This window comes from Priestia sp. SIMBA_032 (genome assembly GCF_046535215.1).
Taxonomy (GTDB): domain Bacteria; phylum Bacillota; class Bacilli; order Bacillales; family Bacillaceae_H; genus Priestia; species Priestia aryabhattai.
The window spans coordinates 1-303 of record NZ_JAWRXD010000386.1 but is presented as its reverse complement, the minus strand read 5'-3'; the positions used below and the strand labels follow the sequence as shown (position 1 = coordinate 303).

Below are 303 nucleotides of genomic sequence, written 5' to 3'. Positions count from 1 at the left end.
AATAAAGAGGTCAAAATCTATGAACAAAAAATCACATCTCATTGATGTCCAACCCATCCGTAGCAAAGAACAAATCGAAGATATGAAATGGGCTCTTAAACGTCACTGTTCCAAACGAGACTATATTCTCTTTCTAATTGGGATCCATACAGGATTACGTGTCAGTGATCTACTCCAACTCGAAACACAAACCATAATAAAATTAAAACGAAAAAAGAGAAAAGAATTTAAAATCAAAGAAGGAAAAACAAAGAAAGAACGCATAATTAACCTTACTTCCATTTTTGATGAGGTATACTCTTA

The 303-nt window shown here is 32.7% G+C and carries 1 protein-coding gene; it reads left to right on the top strand.

The features are described 5' to 3' along the window. Window positions 1–19 precede the first annotated feature (19 nt). Window positions 20–303: tyrosine-type recombinase/integrase (locus SB717_RS34860; protein WP_410907451.1), on the top strand; the 284-nt coding region annotated here is incomplete at its 3' end.